The 19,853-nt window shown below is 61.4% G+C and carries 18 protein-coding genes; 8 read left to right on the top strand and 10 right to left on the bottom strand.

The features are described 5' to 3' along the window. Nucleotides 1–10: 10 nt before the first annotated feature. Complete coding sequence (locus HX817_RS22505; RefSeq protein WP_087693222.1) at nucleotides 11–2,122, bottom strand: bifunctional diguanylate cyclase/phosphodiesterase; 2,112 nt, start codon at nucleotides 2,120–2,122, stop codon at nucleotides 11–13. A gap of 308 nt (nucleotides 2,123–2,430) precedes the next feature. On the opposite strand from HX817_RS22505, the gene HX817_RS22500 reads away from it, so the two are divergent. From HX817_RS22500 to HX817_RS22490, 3 genes are all read left to right on the top strand, one after another. Next, on the top strand, nucleotides 2,431–3,096 hold the full coding sequence (locus HX817_RS22500; RefSeq protein WP_177041230.1) for a polysaccharide lyase family 7 protein: 666 nt from the start codon (nucleotides 2,431–2,433) through the stop codon (nucleotides 3,094–3,096). Nucleotides 3,097–3,237: 141 nt separating this feature from the next. Continuing rightward, entirely contained in the window at nucleotides 3,238–4,467 is a 1,230-nt protein-coding gene (gene alr / locus HX817_RS22495) for an alanine racemase (RefSeq protein ID WP_134327449.1), read from the top strand. Between the two features lie 485 nt (nucleotides 4,468–4,952). After that, nucleotides 4,953–5,246, top strand: a complete 294-nt coding sequence (locus HX817_RS22490; protein WP_008434070.1) for a hypothetical protein — start codon at nucleotides 4,953–4,955, stop codon at nucleotides 5,244–5,246. Between the two features lie 59 nt (nucleotides 5,247–5,305). Here the strand turns inward: HX817_RS22490 and fba are convergent, their stop codons facing one another. The 6 genes from fba to tkt form a co-directional block, all read right to left on the bottom strand. Then, nucleotides 5,306–6,370, bottom strand: coding sequence for a class II fructose-bisphosphate aldolase (gene fba / locus HX817_RS22485; RefSeq protein WP_003177554.1), 1,065 nt, complete (start codon nucleotides 6,368–6,370; stop codon nucleotides 5,306–5,308). A 125-nt stretch (nucleotides 6,371–6,495) separates the two neighbouring features. Continuing rightward, a complete protein-coding gene (locus tag HX817_RS22480; RefSeq protein WP_003216869.1) occupies nucleotides 6,496–6,831 on the bottom strand; it encodes an MliC family protein in 336 nt (111 codons plus the stop codon). Between the two features lie 60 nt (nucleotides 6,832–6,891). Continuing rightward, a complete protein-coding gene (locus tag HX817_RS22475) occupies nucleotides 6,892–7,119 on the bottom strand; it encodes a hypothetical protein (RefSeq protein WP_008434073.1) in 228 nt (75 codons plus the stop codon). Between the two features lie 29 nt (nucleotides 7,120–7,148). Beyond that, entirely contained in the window at nucleotides 7,149–8,312 is a 1,164-nt protein-coding gene (locus HX817_RS22470; protein ID WP_003216867.1) for a phosphoglycerate kinase, read from the bottom strand. Nucleotides 8,313–8,331: 19 nt separating this feature from the next. Then, entirely contained in the window at nucleotides 8,332–9,381 is a 1,050-nt protein-coding gene (gene epd, locus HX817_RS22465) for an erythrose-4-phosphate dehydrogenase (RefSeq protein WP_008434077.1), read from the bottom strand. A 209-nt stretch (nucleotides 9,382–9,590) separates the two neighbouring features. Then, nucleotides 9,591–11,588, bottom strand: coding sequence for a transketolase (tkt, locus tag HX817_RS22460; protein WP_177041228.1), 1,998 nt, complete (start codon nucleotides 11,586–11,588; stop codon nucleotides 9,591–9,593). Between the two features lie 249 nt (nucleotides 11,589–11,837). Here tkt and HX817_RS22455 point away from each other — a divergent pair, with 249 nt between their 5' ends. The 4 genes from HX817_RS22455 (at nucleotide 11,838) to HX817_RS22440 (ending at nucleotide 16,348) form a co-directional block, all read left to right on the top strand. After that, nucleotides 11,838–12,833 carry a metalloregulator ArsR/SmtB family transcription factor gene (locus tag HX817_RS22455; RefSeq protein ID WP_003216864.1) on the top strand — a complete coding sequence of 332 codons (996 nt, stop codon included), beginning with the start codon at nucleotides 11,838–11,840 and terminating at the stop codon, nucleotides 12,831–12,833. A 19-nt stretch (nucleotides 12,834–12,852) separates the two neighbouring features. Beyond that, a complete protein-coding gene (gene metK, locus HX817_RS22450; RefSeq protein WP_003216863.1) occupies nucleotides 12,853–14,043 on the top strand; it encodes a methionine adenosyltransferase in 1,191 nt (396 codons plus the stop codon). A gap of 142 nt (nucleotides 14,044–14,185) precedes the next feature. Next, a complete protein-coding gene (gene ligB / locus HX817_RS22445) occupies nucleotides 14,186–15,871 on the top strand; it encodes an NAD-dependent DNA ligase LigB (protein ID WP_256348810.1) in 1,686 nt (561 codons plus the stop codon). Between the two features lie 81 nt (nucleotides 15,872–15,952). After that, the gene (locus tag HX817_RS22440; RefSeq protein WP_177020228.1) at nucleotides 15,953–16,348 is read left to right on the top strand and encodes a DUF1090 domain-containing protein; all 396 of its coding nucleotides are present in this window, start codon (nucleotides 15,953–15,955) and stop codon (nucleotides 16,346–16,348) included. Between the two features lie 7 nt (nucleotides 16,349–16,355). Here HX817_RS22440 and HX817_RS22435 read toward each other — a convergent pair whose 3' ends face one another. After that, entirely contained in the window at nucleotides 16,356–16,805 is a 450-nt protein-coding gene (locus tag HX817_RS22435) for a cytochrome c (RefSeq protein ID WP_177041226.1), read from the bottom strand. A 128-nt stretch (nucleotides 16,806–16,933) separates the two neighbouring features. On the opposite strand from HX817_RS22435, the gene HX817_RS22430 reads away from it, so the two are divergent. Then, complete coding sequence (locus HX817_RS22430; protein WP_177041224.1) at nucleotides 16,934–18,103, top strand: murein transglycosylase A; 1,170 nt, start codon at nucleotides 16,934–16,936, stop codon at nucleotides 18,101–18,103. A 141-nt stretch (nucleotides 18,104–18,244) separates the two neighbouring features. Here HX817_RS22430 and HX817_RS22425 read toward each other — a convergent pair whose 3' ends face one another. Next, nucleotides 18,245–18,631: an MAPEG family protein gene (locus HX817_RS22425; protein WP_003216858.1), complete on the bottom strand. Its 387-nt coding sequence runs from the start codon at nucleotides 18,629–18,631 to the stop codon at nucleotides 18,245–18,247. A gap of 31 nt (nucleotides 18,632–18,662) precedes the next feature. Then, nucleotides 18,663–19,496, bottom strand: coding sequence for an EamA family transporter (locus HX817_RS22420; protein WP_063026578.1), 834 nt, complete (start codon nucleotides 19,494–19,496; stop codon nucleotides 18,663–18,665). Nucleotides 19,497–19,853 lie beyond the last annotated feature (357 nt).

Below are 19,853 nucleotides of genomic sequence, written 5' to 3'. Positions count from 1 at the left end.
TGTAGCGAATTCAGCGGGCCGCTGCGCGCAGGCGCCAGTCGGCAATTTCATCCGCGATCAACGGCGGCGCCACCTGCGGGCCCTGGATGAACTGGCAGCCGTTGGCCTTGAGCCACTCAACTTGCTCCTGGGTCTCGACGCCTTCGGCAATCACCAGCAGATCAAAATGCCGGCACAATTCGATAATGCTGCGCGCCATCGCCGCGTCCCGGGATGAACCCGGCAGGCGGGCGATCAGCTTCGGGTCGAGCTTGAGGGTGTCGAATTCCAGGTCCCGCAGGTGGGCCAGGGAGCAGTTGCCCGCGCCGAAATCATCCAGGGCAATCCGCACGCCGGCCCGGCGCAACAGCTTGAGCTGCTTGGTGGACTCATCCAGATTGTGCATCAGGCTTTCTTCACTGATCTCCACCTCAAGCTGCCGGCCTTGCAACCCATGTCGCTCCAGCACCTGCTGCAGCTGGCTGGCCAGGTTCGGCATATTGAACTGGCTGCTGCTCAAGCTCACGCTCAGGACCAACTCATCGCTGAACACCCCTGCCCATGCCTGCCGTTGGGCGGCCACCTGCTGGTAGATCCAGGTGCTCAACTGGCTGATCAGCCGCGCCTCTTCGAGCAACGGCAGAAACAGCCCCGGCGGCACATCGCCGACACTCGGGTGCTGCCAGCGCAGCAGCGCTTCGACGCCCCGCAGATGGCCGTCGTGCAACGACACCTGCGGCTGGTACACCAGGGTGAAATCCTTGCTGTCGATGGCGCTGCGTACGCTGTCTTCGAGCATCAGGCGCGAGCGGGCCCGGCCGTTCATTTCCTGATCGTAGTAGCGATATTGCTGACGCCCGGCGCGCTTGGCCTCGTACATCGCGACGTCGGCCGCGCGCAGCAGGCCGTTGAGGTCCGAGCCGCAGTCCGGGAAAGTGGCGATGCCGATACTGACGCCCAGCATCACATCCAGACCGTCGACCTGCTGACAGATCGACACCCGTTCGATCAGTTTTTCCGCAATCTTGGCCGCCTGCTCCGGAAATTCCAGCTCCAGCAGCGCGGTGAATTCATCCCCGCCCATGCGGCCAAGAATGTCGTAGGAGCGCAGGCACGCCTTCAACTGTTCCGAGACCCAGCGCAGCACGCGGTCTCCGGCGTCGTGGCCGAGGGAATCGTTGACCCGCTTGAACCCGTCCAGGTCCAGGTACAGCAGCACCAGCGACTGCTCGTTACGCTCGCTGCGCAACAGCACATTCTCCACCGACTGGTGAAACCCACGCCGATTGAGCAGGCCCGTCAGCGGGTCGGTGACGGCCTGGAACTCCAGTTGCTGATGCAGATGGCGCACCTCGGACATGTCCAGCACCGTGACCACCATGGCTTTCTGCTCGGCCGGCAGCGGGGCGCACGACATCGCCACGGGCAACTGCTGGCCGGGTGCGGTGCGCAAGATGGCGTCGTGCAGGCGCCAGGTTTCGCCACGTTTGTAGCCTTCATACAAGGCAGAATCGGACCACCCAGGCACATGGGGCTTCTGTAGGAAGCCCAGGAACTCGGCACCCTGGATCTCGGCGACCGGCGCATTGATCAGCCGCGAAATCGCCGGGTTGGCGTAGCTGATCACGCCGTCTTCGCCCACCACCAGGATGCCTTCGGCGGCATTGTCGAGCACCGAGGCATTGAAGGCCCGGGCCGATTCCAGATCGTGACTCAGGCGCTGCAAGGCACGGCGGTTGCGCTGGTGCTCCAGCAGGGCCTGGACCTTGGGCTTGAGGATATTCGGGTCGAAGGGTTTCAGCAGGTAGTCGATCGCGCCGCTGGCATAGCCTTCCAGCATCGCCGCTGGCGATTGGGCGTGAGCGCTGAGAAAGATGATCGGGGTCAGTTGCGTGCGTTGGCTGCCGCGCATCAGCCGGGCCACCTCGAACCCGTCCATGCCGGGCATCATCACATCCAGCAACACCAGGTCGACGTCGTGTTCGAGCAGCAATCCCAAGGCTTCAACCCCGGAGGCCGCCGTCACCACATGCCAATCTTCACGCTGCAATAGCGCACGCATGCTGATCAGGTTTTCTGGATAGTCATCGACCACCAAAAGCACTGAACAACCATCGCGAGGCTTGATTGGAGCGCATTCCATTGCTGCTTCTCTTTCGTCGGAGTCATTCCGGTCATTTTTGCGACAAAACCGGATAAACAATAAGGGCTCACTCTAGCCCTGGATCCCATAAAGCAGAAGCCACGACGGTGCCATCATTGCGCCAAAGCCCAGACAACCGACTAACGGTCAGTGTCTACAGCCCGCGGTTTACGGGAAACATGGCTTTTTGCCATTTCATTGGCGCCAACAATCCGCCACAAAGCCATTAACAATCCATTTCGAGCCACCTATAAAGAAAGTGCCGGCTCCCGAGCCAAGGCCTTCTCTCCCCGTTAAAGGCGTATTCAATGATTGATCTGTCCACCTGGAACCTGAGCATCCCCGTCGGCTCCCCGCCCTCGACCATCGACACGCCGAAACTGCTCAGCGGGTTCAAGGACCAATACTTCCAGGCCGAAGGCAGCAGCGTGCAATTCTGGACCCCGGTAACCGGCACGCGTACCGAGAACGCCGTTTACCCTCGCAGCGAACTGCGGGAAACCTACGCCGACGGCCGCCTGCGCAACTGGCTGTACAGCGACGCCGACAATTTCCTGCGTGCCACGTTGGCGATCAACAAGGTGCCGTCGTCCGGCAAGGTGGTGATCGGTCAAATCCACGCCTACGAAAGCCAGAAGCCACTGATCAAGGTCGAATACCAATACAAGGAAAAAACCCAGACCGGCAACATCGTCGCCAAGGTGCGCATGCGCCCTGACGAGTCGGAAGGCCGGGTGATCATCGTCGCCGAGAACGTACCGCTGGACCGCAACTTCACCTACGTCATCCACCTGAACAAGGCCGGCCTGCTGAGCGTCGACGCCGCCAACGGGCAATGGAACGAACGCATCGGCGCTGCGTGGGGCAAACAGCCGCTGTACTTCAAGGCCGGCGCCTACGTGCAGGACAACAGCGGCAACAGCAAGGAAGGCGCCCGCGTGACGTTTGCCAAGCTGGACATTGACCACGACTGAAGCTGATTCGCTTCAGCGACCGGTCCCACGACGCTTTAGGACAGAACCGCGACCCAGGGTCTCGACTTTCTTGTAGGACAATCCGAGTATGGCGCCGCGCACGCGCACTACCCCCTACAAGAAAGTCATGGAGACTGCCCAATGCCCTTTTCCCGCACCCTGCTCGCCCTCTCTATGGGCATGGCACTGCTGCAAAACCCGGCCTTCGCCGCCCCGCCCCTCTCGATGGCCGACGGGGTGGCCCAGGTCAATATCCAGGACAGCAACGCCTGGGTCGAAATCAACAAGGTCGCCTTCGAAAACAATATCCGCACCCTGCAAGCCAGCCTCGCTGACAAGTCGAAAATCTGCGCCGTGCTCAAGGCGGATGCCTACGGTCACGGCATCGGTTTACTGATGCCCTCGGTGATCAAACTGGGCGTGCCCTGCGTCGGCATCGCCAGCAACGAAGAAGCCCGCGTGGTCCGTGAAAGCGGCTTCAAGGGCCAACTGATCCGCGTACGCACCGCCGCCCTGAGCGAGCTGGAAGCTGCGTTGCCGTATAACGTCGAAGAGCTGGTGGGCAATCTGGACTTCGCCGTGCGCGCCAGCCTGATCGCCGAAAACCACGGCCGCCCGCTGGTCGTGCACCTGGGCCTGAACTCCAGCGGCATGAGCCGCAACGGTGTGGAAATGACCACCGCCCAGGGCCGCCGCGACGCCGTAGCCATTACCAAGGTGCCAAACCTGCAGGTGACGGCGATCATGACCCACTTCGCCGTTGAAGATGCCGCCGACGTGCGCACCGGGCTCAAGGCGTTCAACGAACAAGCCAACTGGCTGATCAGCGTCGCCCAGCTCGACCGCAGCAAAATCACCCTGCACGCCGCCAACTCCTTCGCCACCCTGGAAGTACCCGAGTCGCGGCTGGACATGGTTCGTCCGGGCGGCCTGCTGTTTGGCGATACCGTGCCGTCGTTCACCGAATACAAGCGCGTGATGCAGTTCAAATCCCACGTGGCGTCGGTCAACAGCTACCCGAAAGGCAACACCGTAGGCTACGACCGCACCTACACCCTGGCGCGGGATTCGAAACTGGCGAACATCACCGTGGGTTATTCCGACGGCTATCGCCGGGCGTTTACCAACAAAGGCATCGTGCTGATCAACGGGCACCGGGTGCCGGTGGTGGGCAAGGTGTCGATGAACACCCTGATGGTCGATGTCACCGACGTGCCGACCGTGAAGAGCGGCGATGAAGTGGTGTTGTTCGGCAAGCAGGGCGCGGTGGAGACCAGCCAGGCGGAAGTTGAAGACATCAACGGTGCGTTGCTGGCGGATCTGTATACGGTGTGGGGTAACTCGAATCCGAAGGTGCTGGTGGAGAACTAAGTCTCCTCACATCTCGTAGGCACTGTCCTAGGGACCCAAGGATCATTCGGTGATTAACACAATCGCTTAAACAACACTTATCCCTGTGGGAGCCGGGCTTGCCCGCGATGGCGGTGTATCAGCCACATAATAAGTTGGCTGACCCACCGCCATCGCGGGCAAGTCGAATCGTCGCACCGCCAGCTCCCACAGGGGCGTTGTGTCCTACAGGGCCGTTGCGGTGAATCGGAGCGCCGCTTATAGTTCGCCCCGTCGCCGGCATTGAACGGCGACAGGGTTTCGCAGCCCTACAGAGTTAATACCGTACCCGTCAAAATACGACATAGGCAGTCCTGCCAATGGTCGGCTTTTTATGGCGGTTGTACGTGGGAGACCTTCGGGTCTGCCGGGTCTTAACTCCTCGGTCTGCGAACCCGCGTACAGCTGCCACCCTATTTGTTTCGCAGCAAACGGTGGCCAATTTTCTTTTGAGTTAAGGATTTGCCATGAAGCCACAACTCCCACCCCGCCGTTTCACCCCTTGCACCGAAACAGCCACGGAATACCCCGTGCTATTGATCGACAGCGATGCACCACTCACGGACCTGCACGCCTGCCTGCGTGAACGCCTCAACGCCGCCCTCGAACACCTCAACCTGATGGCCTGCTCCAGCCTGCCCGATTTTGCGGAGCGTGACCTGAACCACGTAGCCAACACCGCCCGCATCCTGGTGCAGGACGTAAGCGACGTATTCCGCGTCATCGAATACCGCGGCTTCGACACCCCCGCAGCCGCCTGATCAAATTTCAGCCACAAAAAAGCCCGCATCGCTGCGGGCTTTTCATTAACGCGTAAGGCTTAGTTAACCTTGGCGTTCAACTCACCTTTCAGGTAACGCTGGTACATCGCTTCCAACGAGATCGGCTTGATCTTCGAAGCGTTGCCCGCAGTACCGAAGGCTTCGTAACGTGCGATACATACATCACGCATGGCAGTCACGGTAGCGCCGAAGAATTTACGTGGGTCAAATTCGCTCGGGTTGGTGGCCATCAGGCGACGCATTGCACCGGTGGAGGCCAGGCGCAGGTCGGTGTCGATGTTGACCTTGCGCACGCCGTACTTGATGCCTTCGACGATTTCTTCAACCGGCACGCCGTAGGTTTCTTTGATGTCGCCGCCGTACTGGTTGATGATCGCCAGCCACTCTTGCGGTACCGAGGAAGAACCGTGCATCACCAGGTGGGTGTTCGGGATGCGCTTGTGGATTTCCTTGATGCGGTCGATGGCCAACACATCGCCGGTAGGTGGCTTGGTGAATTTGTAGGCGCCGTGGCTGGTGCCGATGGCGATGGCCAGGGCGTCAACTTGGGTCTTTTTCACGAAGTCGGCGGCTTCTTCCGGATCGGTCAGCATTTGGCTGTGATCCAGTACGCCTTCGGCTCCGATACCGTCTTCTTCACCGGCCATGCCGGTTTCCAGGGAACCCAGGCAGCCCAGTTCGCCTTCAACCGAAACGCCACAGGCGTGAGCCATGGCCACGGTTTGTTGGGTGACGCGTACGTTGTATTCGTAGTCGGTCGGGGTCTTGCCGTCTTCGCCCAGGGAACCGTCCATCATTACCGAGCTGAAGCCCAGCTGGATGGAGCGCTGGCACACGTCAGGGCTGGTGCCGTGGTCCTGGTGCATGCACACCGGGATGTGCGGGAATTCTTCAATCGCGGCGAGGATCAGGTGACGCAGGAACGGGGCACCGGCGTATTTGCGCGCGCCGGCCGAAGCCTGGACGATCACTGGAGAGTCAGTCTTGTCAGCGGCTTCCATAATGGCGCGCATCTGCTCAAGGTTGTTGACGTTGAAGGCTGGAACGCCATAGCCGAATTCGGCTGCGTGGTCCAACATCTGGCGCATGCTGATAAGTGCCATTGTGAGTCTCTCTCCCGGTCGAGGGTCGTTAATCGTGCAAGCCTGCCGTAGCGGCGGCTGCTATTCAAGTTATTGAAGGTCAGGCTTTCAAAGCCTGCCCTGCTGAATCGTTATTGCTGTCGGGGTTACTGTGCTTTACAGCCACGCCCGATCAAATCATCGGTGGCAACCCAGTAAACCAGGCCTTCCTCACCTTTTGTGTGAAACGCCAACTGGCCGTCGCTGTACAGCACGCCCGAGGCCGCCACATCCTGCTTGAGGCGATACACCTGGTCCGAGCCGCCGAGGCGCACATCCACCTGGGTGCGGGCCTGGTCGGCAAACCGCCAGTTGACTTGCGCCTGGCTGTCACACGTCCAGGTGGTCCACTTGTCTGCCGGCTCTGCCTTCTTGTCGAACATGTTCAGGTTGGTGCATCCGGCCAATAACGCCAGTGCCGCCAGGGCGAAAACGCCTTTCATTGCCAATCCTCAAGCGGCGACCTGCGGCCACCGCTGCTGTCGGTTAGTGAATCAGACCCGTCAAGGGCAACCCTGTTCCTGACCGTTGGGCGCAGAGTCGTATTTCTCCAACCCGTCCGGCCCGATGCGCTTGTTGATCACCGGCATGGTTTCGGCTTGCCAGTCAGCCTGGTAGCAACTCTTTTGCCGAGCCGCCCCGGCCTTTTCAGACTCGGGCGCCGCTTTCGGCGTGCTGCCGCAGCCGGCCAGCAGGCCCGCTGCAATCACCAGTGCCAACGACCTGATCATCGGAATGCTCCTTTTCCTCAGCAAGTGCCTTATCCCTTGGCCCGGCTTTCCAGCACTTCGACAGCCGGCAGTACCTTGCCTTCAACGAATTCGAGGAACGCACCACCCCCCGTAGAAATGTAGGAGATCTGGTCAGCAACGCCATATTTATCGATGGCCGCCAGGGTGTCGCCACCGCCGGCGATGGAAAATGCCGAGCTTTCAGCGATGGCGTGGGCCAGCACTTTGGTGCCGTTGCCGAACTGGTCGAACTCGAACACGCCGACCGGGCCGTTCCACAGGATGGTCTTGGACGACTTCAGCAGTTCAGCGAAGTTGGCTGCCGTTTGCGGGCCGATGTCCAGGATCATGTCGTCAGCGGCAACGTCAGCGATCAGCTTGACGGTGGCTTCGGCGCTTTCAGCGAATTCCTTGGCCACCACCACGTCTACCGGCAGCGGCACGCTGACCTTGGCGGCGATGGCGCGGGCGGTGTCCAGCAGGTCCGGTTCGTACAGCGATTTGCCCACCGGGTGACCGGCAGCCGCCAGGAAGGTGTTGGCAATGCCGCCGCCGACGATCAGCTGGTTGCAGATCTGGCTCAGGCTGTTCAGCACGTCGAGCTTGGTGGACACCTTGGAGCCGGCAACGATGGCGGCCATCGGTTGGGCCGGAGCGCCGAGGGCCTTGCCCAGTGCGTCCAGTTCAGCCGCCAGCAACGGGCCAGCTGCGGCAACTTTGGCAAACTTGGCCACGCCGTGGGTCGAACCCTCGGCACGGTGCGCGGTGCCGAAGGCGTCCATCACGAACACGTCGCACAGGGCAGCGTATTGCTGGGCCAGTTCGTCGCTGTTCTTTTTCTCGCCCTTGTTGAAGCGCACGTTTTCGAACAGCACGATGTCGCCAGCCTTCACGTCCACACCGTTCAGGTAGTCGGCAACCAGCGGCACGTCGCGGCCCAGGGCCTTGCTCAAATATTCAGCTACAGGCTTGAGGCTGTTTTCTGCCGAGAATTCACCTTCGGTGGGACGACCCAAGTGGGAGCAGACCATCACGGCCGCACCTTTTTCCAGGGCCAGCTTGATGGTCGGCAGCGAGGCCAGGATTCGCGCATCGCTGGTGACAACACCGTCCTTGACTGGGACGTTGAGGTCTTCGCGGATCAGTACGCGCTTACCTTGCAGATCGAGGTCGGTCATCTTCAACACGGTCATGGGGGGCAATTCCTGAGAGCTAAAGTTGTGGAGAGGCTGTTTGCAGATAGTGTTCTGCAACGTCCAGCATTCGGTTGGCAAAACCCCATTCGTTGTCGAACCAAGCCAGGATGTTCACCAGCCGTGGGCCGGAAACGCGGGTCTGGCTGGCATCGACGATGGCCGAATGCGGGTCGTGGTTGAAATCACAGCTGGCGTGCGGCAACTCGGTGTAGGCCAACAGGCCTTTGAGCGGGCCGCTGGTGGCGGCGTCGCGCAGGATCCGGTTGACTTCGCCGGCGTCGGTGTCGCTGACGGTTTGCATGGTGATGTCCAGGCAAGACACATTCACCGTCGGTACCCGTACGGCTTTGGCCTGGATTCGCCCGGCAAGTTCCGGCAACAGTCGCTCGATACCGCGCGCCAGGCCGGTGGACACCGGAATCACCGACTGAAACGCCGAACGCGTACGGCGCAGGTCTTCATGGTGGTAAGCGTCAATCACCGGCTGATCGTTCATTGCCGAGTGAATGGTGGTGATCGACACGTATTCCAGGCCAATCGCCTGGTCCAGCAGGCGCAACAGCGGCACGCCGCAGTTGGTGGTGCAGGAGGCGTTGGACACCAGCAATTCGGCACCGGTCAGGCAATCCTGGTTCACGCCGTAGACGATGGTGGCGTCGACATCCGCCTCGCTGGCCATCGGCTGGGAAAACAGGACCCGTGGTGCGCCGGCGTCGAGAAACCGCTGGCCGTCGGCACGGGTGTGATAGGCACCGGAGCATTCCAGCACCAGGTCGACGTCCAGCGCCGCCCAGTCGATGCCCTCAGGGGTGGCACTGCGCAGGACCTTCACGCAGTTGCCATTAATATGCAGACAATCGTCCTCGACCCGCACTTCGCCGGGGAACCGGCCGTGGGTGGAGTCAAAGCGTGTCAGGTATTCGATGCTGGCCATGTCCGCCAGATCGTTGATCGCGACAATTTCAAACCCGGCCGCCGGCCCTCGCTCGAACAGAGCACGCAAGACGCAACGACCAATCCGGCCGTAGCCGTTGAGTGCAACTTTGTAGGGACGCGGTTGAGGCATGGGGTTCTCGCATTGTGGGCGACACAAACCTTTGCAGGAACTCGCTTGTGTGGCGAGGGAGCTTGCTCCCGCTGGAGTGCGAAGCACTCCCAGACCGGCTGACGAGGTGTATCTGACACATCTCGATCGCACGGCTTGGGGCCGCTTCGCAGCCCAGCGGGAGCAAGCTCCCTCGCCACAACAAGCTCGCTCCTACAAGGGGACGCGCTTTAGTCTTCCAGCAGCTCTTCAGCCTGACCCAGGATGTTTTCCAGGGTGAAACCGAACTCTTCGAACAACGCTGGCGCCGGCGCCGACTCACCGTAGGTGGTCATGCCGATCACGCGACCTTCCAGGCCCACGTACTTGTACCAGTAGTCGGCGTGAGCCGCTTCGATGGCGATACGTGCGCTGACCTGCAACGGCAACACCGATTGCTTGTAGTCGGCGTCCTGGGCTTCGAAGACGCTGGTGCACGGCATCGAAACCACACGCACGTTACGACCGGCGGCAGTCAGCTTGTCGTACGCCTGAACCGCCAGGCCCACTTCCGAACCGGTGGAGATCAGGATCAGCTCCGGCTCGCCGATGCAGTCTTTCAGCACGTAGCCACCACGGCTGATGCCTTCGATCTGCGCCGCGTCGCGGGTTTGGTGCTGCAGGTTCTGACGGGAGAAGATCAGCGCCGAAGGGCCGTCCTTGCGCTCGATTGCGTGCTTCCAGGCCACAGCCGATTCGACCGCGTCCGATGGGCGCCAGGTGTCCAGGTTCGGCGTGGTGCGCAAGCTGGTCAATTGCTCGACCGGCTGGTGCGTCGGGCCGTCTTCGCCCAGGCCGATGGAGTCGTGGGTGTAGACGAAGATCACACGCTTCTTCATCAACGACGCCATGCGTACGGCGTTGCGGGCGTATTCCATGAACATCAGGAAGGTCGCGCCGTAAGGCACCAGGCCGCCGTGCAGGGCAACGCCGTTCATGATGGCGCTCATGCCGAACTCGCGTACGCCGTAGTACATGTAGTTGCCGCTGGCGTCTTCCGCCGAGACACCTTTGCAACCTTTCCACAGGGTCAGGTTGGAACCGGCCAGGTCAGCCGAACCGCCGAGGAACTCAGGCAGCAGCGGGCCGAACGCGTTCAGGGTGTTCTGGCTGGCTTTACGGCTGGCGATGGTTTCGCCCTTGGCCGCCACTTCGGCGATGTAGGCCGAGGCCTTTTCAGCGAAGTCGGCAGGCAGGTCACCGGCCAGGCGGCGAACCAGTTCGTTGGCCAACTCAGGGAATTCGGCGGAGTAGGCCGCGAAACGCTGGTCCCACTCGGCTTCGACCGCCAGGCCGGCTTCCTTGGCGTTCCACTCGGCGTAGATGTCAGCCGGGATTTCGAACGGGCCGTGGTTCCACTTCAGCGCAGCGCGGGTCAGGGCGATTTCCGCGTCACCCAGTGGGGCGCCGTGGCAGTCTTCCTTGCCTTGCTTGTTCGGCGAACCGAAGCCGATGGTGGTCTTGCAGCAGATCAGGGTCGGCTGCTCGCTTTTGCGGGCCGTCTCGATCGCAATCTTGATTTCTTCCGGGTCATGACCGTCGACATTGCGGATCACCTGCCAGTTGTAGGCTTCGAAACGCTTTGGCGTGTCGTCGGTGAACCAGCCTTCGACTTCGCCGTCGATGGAGATGCCGTTGTCATCGTAGAAGGCGATCAGCTTGCCCAGGCCCAGGGTACCGGCCAGGGAGGCGACTTCGTGGGAAATGCCTTCCATCATGCAGCCATCACCGAGGAACACGTAGGTATGGTGGTCGACAATGTTGTGGTTCGGGCGGTTGAACTGCGCGCTCAGGACTTTTTCAGCGAGGGCAAAACCCACGGCGTTGGCCAGGCCCTGGCCCAGTGGACCGGTGGTGGTCTCAACGCCAGGGGTGTAGCCGTATTCCGGGTGGCCCGGGGTGCGGCTGTGGATCTGGCGGAAGTTTTTCAGGTCGTCGATGGTGACGTCGTAGCCGGTCAGGTGCAGCAACGAGTAGATCAGCATCGAGCCGTGGCCGTTGGACAGGATGAACCGGTCACGGTCGGCGAACGACGGGTTGCTCGGGTTGTGTTTCAGGTAGTCACGCCAAAGTACCTCGGCGATATCCGCCATGCCCATCGGGGCACCGGGATGGCCGCTGTTGGCTTTTTGCACGGCATCCATGCTGAGGGCACGAATGGCGTTGGCACGCTCACGACGGCTGGGCATCGCTGATCTCCTGGAGGTTGAATAAAAGAAACGGAAAAAAGGATCGGCATTTTCCCTCAGCCACGGCCCTCGGAGCAATGACAGATAGTCACTTGGGGGTGTTTTTCCTGCGGATTGACTGGAGAAACCGCCCCCCGCCTCGTCCATGGGTTATAGCGGCTGCTTATAACCACCGATTATCGACCAATATCAAAACTTTTTGATATTGCCCTTGCGGGGTTTTCCCACCGTCACTAGACTGCTGGCCTTATGAACCTGAGCGCACCTTCCATTCGACCCGACGACAGCGACGAGCTGGCAGCCCTGTGCAAGGCCGGTGGCGATCCGTTGCGCCTGAATGTGTTGCGCGCGCTGACCAACGATTCGTTCGGGGTGCTGGAGCTGGCGCAGATCTTCGCCATCGGCCAATCCGGCATGAGCCACCACTTGAAGGTACTGGCCCAGGCCGACCTGGTGGCGACCCGCCGCGAGGGCAATGCGATTTTTTACCGTCGCGCCCTGCCCCACACCGAGCAACTGGGCGGCAAGCTGCACGCCGCTCTGCTCGAAGAAATAGACAGCCTGGCGCTGCCGGCTGACGTGCAGTCGCGCATCAGCCAGGTGCACGGGCAACGTGCTGCCGCCAGCCAGGACTTTTTCTCACGGGTAGCCGAGAAGTTTCGCGCCCAGCAGGATCTGATCGCCGGCTTGGCGCAATACCGCGAAAGCGTGCTGGCACTTTTGGACAAGCTGAGCTTCAGTGATGAGGCTACGGCGGTTGAAGTGGGCCCGGGTGATGGCGGCTTCCTGCCGGAGCTGGCGCGGCGCTTTCATCAGGTCACGGCGCTGGACAACAGCCCGGCGATGCTGGAGCTGGCCCGCCAATTGTGTGAGCGCGAAGCGCTGGGCAATGTCCACCTGCAGTTGGCGGACGCCCTGAATGACACCAGCCTGCGGGCCGATTGCGTGGTGCTGAACATGGTCCTGCACCATTTCGCCGCCCCGGCAGACGCCCTCAGGCAGATGGCGAATTTGCTGCAACCAGGCGGCAGCCTGTTGGTCACGGATTTATGCAGCCACAACCAGAGTTGGGCCAGGGAAGCCTGCGGTGATCTCTGGCTGGGTTTTGAACAGGACGATCTGGCCCGTTGGGCCACCGCTGCGGGACTCGTTCCCGGGGAAAGCCTCTATGTAGGTTTACGTAATGGTTTCCAGATTCAGGTCCGCCATTTTCAGCGGCCGGCTGGCGACACTCACCATCGGTAAATATCAGGAAAACATCGAGATGAGCGAATACTCCCTTTTCACCTCCGAGTCCGTGTCTGAAGGGCATCCGGACAAAATCGCCGACCAGATCTCTGACGCGGTGCTGGACGCCATCATCGCTGAAGACAAGTTCGCCCGAGTGGCGTGCGAGACTCTGGTGAAAACGGGCGTGGCGATCATCGCCGGCGAAGTCACCACCTCTGCCTGGGTAGACCTGGAGCAGATCGTGCGTGATGTGATCATCGACATCGGCTACAACAGCTCCGACGTCGGCTTCGACGGTGCGACCTGCGGCGTGATGAACATCATCGGCAAGCAGTCCCCTGACATCAACCAGGGTGTCGACCGTGCCAAGCCTGAAGATCAGGGCGCCGGCGACCAGGGCCTGATGTTCGGCTATGCCAGCAACGAAACCGACGTGCTGATGCCGGCACCGATCACCTTCTCCCACCAGTTGGTGAAGCGCCAGGCCGAAGCCCGTAAATCCGGTGCATTGCCATGGCTGCGCCCGGACGCCAAGTCCCAGGTGACCTGCCGTTATGAAGGCGGCAAAGTCGTCGCCATCGACGCGGTGGTACTGTCGACCCAGCACAACCCGGACGTTTCCTACGCCGACCTGCGAGAAGGCGTAATGGAGCTGATCGTCAAGCACGTGCTGCCTGCCGAACTGCTGACCAAGGACACCCAGTTCCACATCAACCCGACCGGCCAGTTCATCATCGGTGGCCCTGTGGGCGACTGCGGCTTGACCGGTCGCAAGATCATCGTCGACAGCTACGGCGGCATGGCCCGTCACGGCGGTGGCGCGTTCTCCGGCAAGGATCCATCCAAGGTTGACCGTTCGGCGGCCTACGCCGGTCGTTACGTGGCCAAGAACATCGTGGCCGCCGGCCTGGCCGAGCGTTGCGAGATTCAGGTGTCCTACGCAATCGGTGTGGCCCAGCCTACGTCGATCTCGCTGAACACCTTCGGTACCGGCAAGATCAGCGACGACAAGATCGTCAAGCTGGTGCGTGAGATCTTCGACCTGCGTCCTTACGCAATCACCACCATGCTCGACCTGCTGCACCCGATGTACCAGGAAACTGCGGCCTACGGCCACTTCGGTCGTACCCCTGAGCAGAAGACTGTCGGCAACGACACGTTCACTACGTTCACCTGGGAAAAGACCGACCGTGCCAACGACCTGCGTACTGCCGCCGGCCTGTAATCGTCCTACGGTGTACACAAAGCCCCGCGTTCTGTTCAAACGAGCAGAAACATCGGGTAAAAAGCCTCGCGGTTGCGGGGCTTTTTTATGCCCGCAGGGATGGCTTAGGCTGGGCGTCCTTTTCAGAGCAAGGATGCTCATGATGACGTCACTTATGCGCTGGCTGTTTTTCCTTTTACTCAGCTTCTCGCCGCTCACTGCGTGGTCGCAGGAGTGCCCCGACTGGGAGGCCGATCACGCCCGGACCCAGATCAGCACCCTGGCGCAACAAATCCGCTTGTGGGATGACAGCTACCACCGGCTCGGCCAGTCATTGATCAGCGATGAGCTGTATGACCAGGCCAGCCAGCGCCTTGCCCAATGGCGCAGGTGTTTCACTCCCTCCGCCCCAGTCACGGACGACCCGCTGGGCAGCGCGCGAGGCACGACCGCCCACCCGACGCCCCACACCGGCCTGGAAAAACTGCTGGACGATAACGCCGTGCAAACCTGGCTGGGGACTCGCCAGGACGTGTGGATCCAGCCCAAGGTCGATGGCGTCGCCGTCACGCTGGTTTACCGCAAGGGCCGCTTGAGCCGGGTCATCAGTCGCGGCGATGGCCGGCTGGGCCAGGATTGGTCAGCCTCCGCCCGCCGGATTCCGGGGATCGTGCAGCAACTGCCCGAGCCCGTTGACCTGCTGTTGCAGGGCGAACTCTATTGGCGACTGAATGACCATGTGCAAGCTGCCAAAGGTGGCCTCGGCGCCCGCGGCAAAGTGGCCGGGCTGATGAATCGCCGGCAGTTGAGCGAAGCCGAGGCCGCCAATATCGGTCTGTTTGTCTGGGCCTGGCCCCAGGGCCCCGATGACTTTTCCGAGCGGCTGAGCCAGCTGGCGCAGTGGGGCTTCACCGACAGCGGGCGCTACAGCCACCCGATCAAGGACATTACCGAAGCGGCGCACTGGCGCAGCTATTGGTACAGCCACCCGCTGCCCTTCGCCAGCGACGGCGTGGTATTGCATCAAGGCCAGCGGGCCCCGGCCGAGCGCTGGCGGGTCAGCGCGCCCTACTGGGCGGTTGCCTGGAAGTACCCGGTGGCCAAGGCATTGGCCCATGTGCGCAAGGTGCACTTCAAGATTGGCCGCACCGGGCGCATCACCTCCATCCTGGAGTTGGAACCGGTACTGCTCGATGACCGGAAGATCAGCCGGGTCAGTGTCGGTTCCCTGAAACGCTGGCGGGAACTGGATATCCGTACTGGCGACCAGGTCTCCATCAGCCTCGCCGGGCACGTCATCCCACGCCTTGACCGCGTCATCCTGCGCAGCCAGCCACGGGCCGAGTTGCAGGTCCCGCAGGCCAGGGACTTCCACCCCTTGAGTTGCTGGCAACTGGCCCCGGGTTGCGAAGAACAGCTGCTCGCGCGCCTGACCTGGCTGAGCGGCGCCCAGGGCCTGGCCCTGCCACACATCGGCCGCGAAACCTGGAACACCTTGATCCAGGCCGGCCTGATCGACGGCCTGCTCGATTGGTTAACCCTGGATGAGGCAGAGCTTGCTAACATTGATGGCTTCGGCGAACGCAGCAGTGCGCGTTTACTCGACAGCTTGCGCAGCGCCCGGCAGCGACCGTTCGCGCAATGGCTGATGGCCCTGGGAGTACCGCCCACGGCCCGCAACAATCTACAAGGCGGCTGGCAAACCCTGGCCGCCAGAGACACTCAAGCCTGGCTGGCCGAAGACGGCATAGGCCCGGGTCGCGCGGCGCAACTGAGCGCCTTTTTTCGCGACCCGCAGGTGCTGGCCTTGAGTGAAACATTACGGGCTGCCGGGATAGATGGTTTTTGACCTCTGCCCGACGGCATTAACCGGTGCCGGCAGAATTCATCCTGCCCACCTGATTGCGACCTTGTTTGCCTTGGAGCCTTTATGAAATTTCTTGCACCTTTTGCCCTGTTGACCGTCGCTACCCTTATGTCCGCGCCATTGCTGGCAGCCGAGGAAGCTGCGCCACTCACAGGCTGCGCCGCCAAGCGCGAGTCCATCAGCACCCAGATCGAACAAGCCAAGGCCCACGGCAACAGTGAGCAACAAGCCGGCCTGGAAAAAGCCTTGAGTGAAGTCACCGCCAACTGCACCGATGCCTCCTTGAAAAAGGAGCGGGAAAACAAGGTGCTCGACGCCAAGCACGAAGTCAGCCGCCGTCAGGCTGACCTCGACAAGGCCATGAAGAAGGGTGATTCCGAGAAGATCAACAAGCGCAAGGACAAGCTGGCCCAGTCACGCAAGGACTTGCAGGAAGCCCTGGACGAACTGGACAAGTAAGACGGCCTCAGTGATCGCGGAACTGTTTATGGCACGCGGTGCAGGCATCTTCGACTTTCTGCACCGCCGGCCCGAGGTTGCGGGCCTTGTAGGGCTGGACCTGGCTGGCGATCACCAATTCACCGGTGGCCGTTTCAAGGTTTCGAGCCATTTCCTGGAAGCGTGCCTGCTGCTGCCACACGTCGTCCTTGGCGCTGGTGTGGTCTTCTTCACGCACGCTCGGGAAATGTTTCCACGGTTCGTGGGACAACGCATCAAGCTTGACCGCGCCTTCGGCAAATTTGCCGCCGTCGAATGGAATGCGCCCACGCAACATGCCGCCCAGGTCTTCGCCGGTCTTGAGCATCTGCTTGAAAATGGCCTTGCGCTGGCCAAGGGGCGAATTCGGATCAACCCCGCCGCAGGCGGACAGTGTCAGGCAGGCCAGCAATACAACGGTCAGTCTTTTAAAAGTCATGATGGCTCAAGGTCACGGGAAACGGCGGCCAGTATCCTCGCCCCGCCCGCAAAGACCAATACCCCTATTAATAATAAGGGTTGCTCGAACGCCAGCCGATACGAGCAATCACTTCAGGAATTTTGTGTATGAATACCCGTTTTAAGCCTTGGCGCCGCCTCGTGTGGGCCCTGCCAATGATCGCGCTGCTGGCCGGTTGCGACACCGGCAAGGACGAAAAAGCCAAGCCCCACGCCATCGCCACCTACGTTGGCGCTACCTGGGAAAACCTGCCGGCCGTGTCGGACAGCGACCTGCAAGCCGGCTTTGAATCCTGGCGCAGTGCCTGTCAACGCCTCAAGGCTGACCCGGTGTGGGGCACGACGTGCGCGGCATCGGCCACTGTGCCGTCGACGGCAGTGGCGATTCGCGACTTCCTCAAGGCCAACCTCGATGTCTACGGCTTGCGCTCGGCCGACAACAGCCCCAATGGCCTGATCACCGGCTACTACGAACCGGTTTACCCCGGCAGCCTCACCGAAACCGCCACCGCCCATGTACCGGTGTTCGGCGTACCGGATGACCTGATCATCGTCAACCTGGAAAGCATCTACCCGGAGCTCAAGGGCAAGCGCCTGCGCGGTCGCCTGGAAGGCCGGGTACTCAAACCCTATGACGACGCCAGCACCATCAACCACCAAGGCTCCACCGCCAAGCCCATCGCCTGGCTGACCAACCCGATGGACCTGCAATTCCTGCAGATCCAGGGTTCGGGTCGTATCCAACTGGCCGACGGCCGCCAATTGCGGGTGGGTTACGGCGACCAGAACGGATACCCGTACCGCCCCATCGGCCGCTGGCTGGTGGAGCAGGGCGAGCTGAAAAAAGAAGACGTGACCATGGGCGCCATCGCGGCCTGGGCCAAGGCGCATCCGCAGCGTATTCCTGAATTGCTGGCAAGCAACCCCAGCTACGTGTTCTTCAGTGCCCGCCCCGACAGCAACGAAGGCCCGCGTGGCTCGCTGAACGTGCCGCTGACTGCGGGGTATAGCGTTGCGGTGGATCGCAAGGTGATTCCACTGGGCAGCCTGTTATGGCTGTCGACTACCCGACCGGACGGCACACCGATTGCCCGCCCGGTGGCCGCGCAGGACACCGGCGGTGCAATTACCGGCGAAGTGCGGGCCGACCTGTTCTGGGGAACCGGTGATGCCGCCGGCGAGTTGGCGGGCAACATGAAGCAGCAGGGCCAGATCTGGATGCTGTGGCCCAAAGGCGCAGCGTTGCCAAAAGTGCCGGACGCGCCGACAGGCACCTGAAGAACACCACTGACCTATGTGGAAGCGGGCTTGTGTGGGAGCGGGCTTGCTCGCGAATGCGTTGGATCAGTCGATACATCCGGTGACTGACTCACCGCATTCGCGAGCAAGCCCGCTCCCACATTTGAACAGTGTCAGGCTTTAGATCGAGACGAAGAAGAAGCTCGCAATCAACGCCATCCCCACCGCCCACACCACCGACCGCAGCATCGCCCAGTCCGCCAGGTAGCAGATGATGTAGAGCAACCGGCTGGTGATGAACAGCACCGCCAGGACGTTGATCGTCACCAGCGACGCAACGCCAGCCAGATGGGCAATGATCACCGCGGCCGCAAAGGCCGGGGTCACTTCGAAGCTGTTGAGTTGCGCACTGTGGGCGCGCTTGGCAAACCCCTCGAGGGTGTCGAGGAACGCCCGCGGGTCATGGTTCTGCCGGGGCCCGAACTTGCCGCCGCTGAACTTGGCCACGCCCGTGCACAGGTACGGCAGAAAAATTGCGATCAACACACACCAGAAAGCGACTGTCATAACCCATTCCTTTTTTAGTTTTATCCGACGGTTAGAGTTTCATCACGAACATGCCGATCAGCACCAACCCACAGGCTATGAGCCGTGGGCGGCCGAAAGGTTCTTTCAGGTAACGCATGCCGAACAGCACCACCAGGATCACGCTGACTTCGCGCAGCGCGGCGGCTTCGGCAATCGAGCCCAACTGCATGGCCCAAAGCACCAGAGCGTAGCTCAACAACACGCACAACCCGACACTCAGCCCCAGTCGCCACTGCGTGCGCCAGAACAGCCCGAACGCCGCCCGTTTGCGCACCATCGCCAGCAACGGAAACGGCCACGCACTGATCAGCGTCAGCCACACCAGGTAGTCCAGCGGGTGTGACCAGCGCCGCAGCGCCTGCCCATCCAGAAAGGTGTAGCAGCCAATACACAGGCCGATCAACGCCACCACCGGCAGCATCGACCAGGGCAACCGGTCGCCACCGCCGCCCTGCCACAACAGGCATAGCATGCCGAACGGGATCAGCAGAATGCCGAGAATCTGCTGGGTACTGAGCACCTCACCGGCAAACACCAGCGTCAGCGCCAGCACCACCAAAGGCGACAAGCCGCGCATCAATGGGTACACCAGGCCCAGGTCACCCACGCGATAGGCCTGGATCAGCAGGTAGCGGTAGAGCAACTCAAACAACGCCGAGGCGATGATCCACGGCCAGATTTCCAGTGGCGGAAACGATACAAACCCCACCGCCAGCACCACAAACAGCAATGCCACCGTGTCCATGCACGCGATGACCAACAGGCGCTCGCCGCTGAATTTGATCAAGGTGTTCCACGTCGCATGCAACAACGCCGCTACCAGTACCAGAGCTGTTGCAATCACGGTGACTCCCCAGTCATAAAAAGCGGAATTGATTCGTCATATTTCAGCACCTGTTTATACTAAAGCCGACCACGCCGCACTCAGTTGCGCAAAGACCTGGACCAATAAATTTTTGCCGCTGCCCGATCTTCGCCGATCCGGGCGTCGGCCTGCGTATGCCTGATCAGAGCGCCGCGATTACCGAAGGAGATCCTCGCATGCCGCCCGGTGCCCTGGATCGGCGGGATGGTGGTGGCGGCACTTTTGTTCATCGACCTGCAACGTCGTCGCCCTGCTGCGGTCAACGTAGCCAACTGATAAATGTGTTCTGTGTGGGAGCTGTCGAGCTTTAGCGAGGCTGCGATACAGGCGCTGCGG

It is taken from the genome of Pseudomonas sp. C6002 (assembly GCF_013385805.1).
Classification (GTDB): Bacteria; Pseudomonadota; Gammaproteobacteria; order Pseudomonadales; family Pseudomonadaceae; genus Aquipseudomonas.
This window is presented reverse-complemented; position numbering and strand designations above follow the sequence as displayed.

Excerpts from the sequence above, each read along its gene's own strand:
- HX817_RS22490 (WP_008434070.1), top strand. The coding sequence starts at position 4,953 with ATGAAGCCACAACTCCCACCCCGCCGTTTCACCCCTTGCACCGAAACA.
- HX817_RS22425 (WP_003216858.1), bottom strand. The coding sequence starts at position 18,631 with ATGACAGTCGCTTTCTGGTGTGTGTTGATCGCAATTTTTCTGCCGTAC.
- HX817_RS22440 (WP_177020228.1), top strand. The coding sequence starts at position 15,953 with ATGAAATTTCTTGCACCTTTTGCCCTGTTGACCGTCGCTACCCTTATG.
- HX817_RS22455 (WP_003216864.1), top strand. The coding sequence starts at position 11,838 with ATGAACCTGAGCGCACCTTCCATTCGACCCGACGACAGCGACGAGCTG.
- metK (WP_003216863.1), top strand. The coding sequence starts at position 12,853 with ATGAGCGAATACTCCCTTTTCACCTCCGAGTCCGTGTCTGAAGGGCAT.
- HX817_RS22505 (WP_087693222.1), bottom strand. The coding sequence starts at position 2,122 with ATGGAATGCGCTCCAATCAAGCCTCGCGATGGTTGTTCAGTGCTTTTG.
- alr (WP_134327449.1), top strand. The coding sequence starts at position 3,238 with ATGCCCTTTTCCCGCACCCTGCTCGCCCTCTCTATGGGCATGGCACTG.
- HX817_RS22500 (WP_177041230.1), top strand. The coding sequence starts at position 2,431 with ATGATTGATCTGTCCACCTGGAACCTGAGCATCCCCGTCGGCTCCCCG.
- HX817_RS22480 (WP_003216869.1), bottom strand. The coding sequence starts at position 6,831 with ATGAAAGGCGTTTTCGCCCTGGCGGCACTGGCGTTATTGGCCGGATGC.
- HX817_RS22435 (WP_177041226.1), bottom strand. The coding sequence starts at position 16,805 with ATGACTTTTAAAAGACTGACCGTTGTATTGCTGGCCTGCCTGACACTG.
- HX817_RS22475 (WP_008434073.1), bottom strand. The coding sequence starts at position 7,119 with ATGATCAGGTCGTTGGCACTGGTGATTGCAGCGGGCCTGCTGGCCGGC.
- epd (WP_008434077.1), bottom strand. The coding sequence starts at position 9,381 with ATGCCTCAACCGCGTCCCTACAAAGTTGCACTCAACGGCTACGGCCGG.
- HX817_RS22470 (WP_003216867.1), bottom strand. The coding sequence starts at position 8,312 with ATGACCGTGTTGAAGATGACCGACCTCGATCTGCAAGGTAAGCGCGTA.
- ligB (WP_256348810.1), top strand. The coding sequence starts at position 14,186 with ATGACGTCACTTATGCGCTGGCTGTTTTTCCTTTTACTCAGCTTCTCG.
- HX817_RS22430 (WP_177041224.1), top strand. The coding sequence starts at position 16,934 with ATGAATACCCGTTTTAAGCCTTGGCGCCGCCTCGTGTGGGCCCTGCCA.
- tkt (WP_177041228.1), bottom strand. The coding sequence starts at position 11,588 with ATGCCCAGCCGTCGTGAGCGTGCCAACGCCATTCGTGCCCTCAGCATG.
- fba (WP_003177554.1), bottom strand. The coding sequence starts at position 6,370 with ATGGCACTTATCAGCATGCGCCAGATGTTGGACCACGCAGCCGAATTC.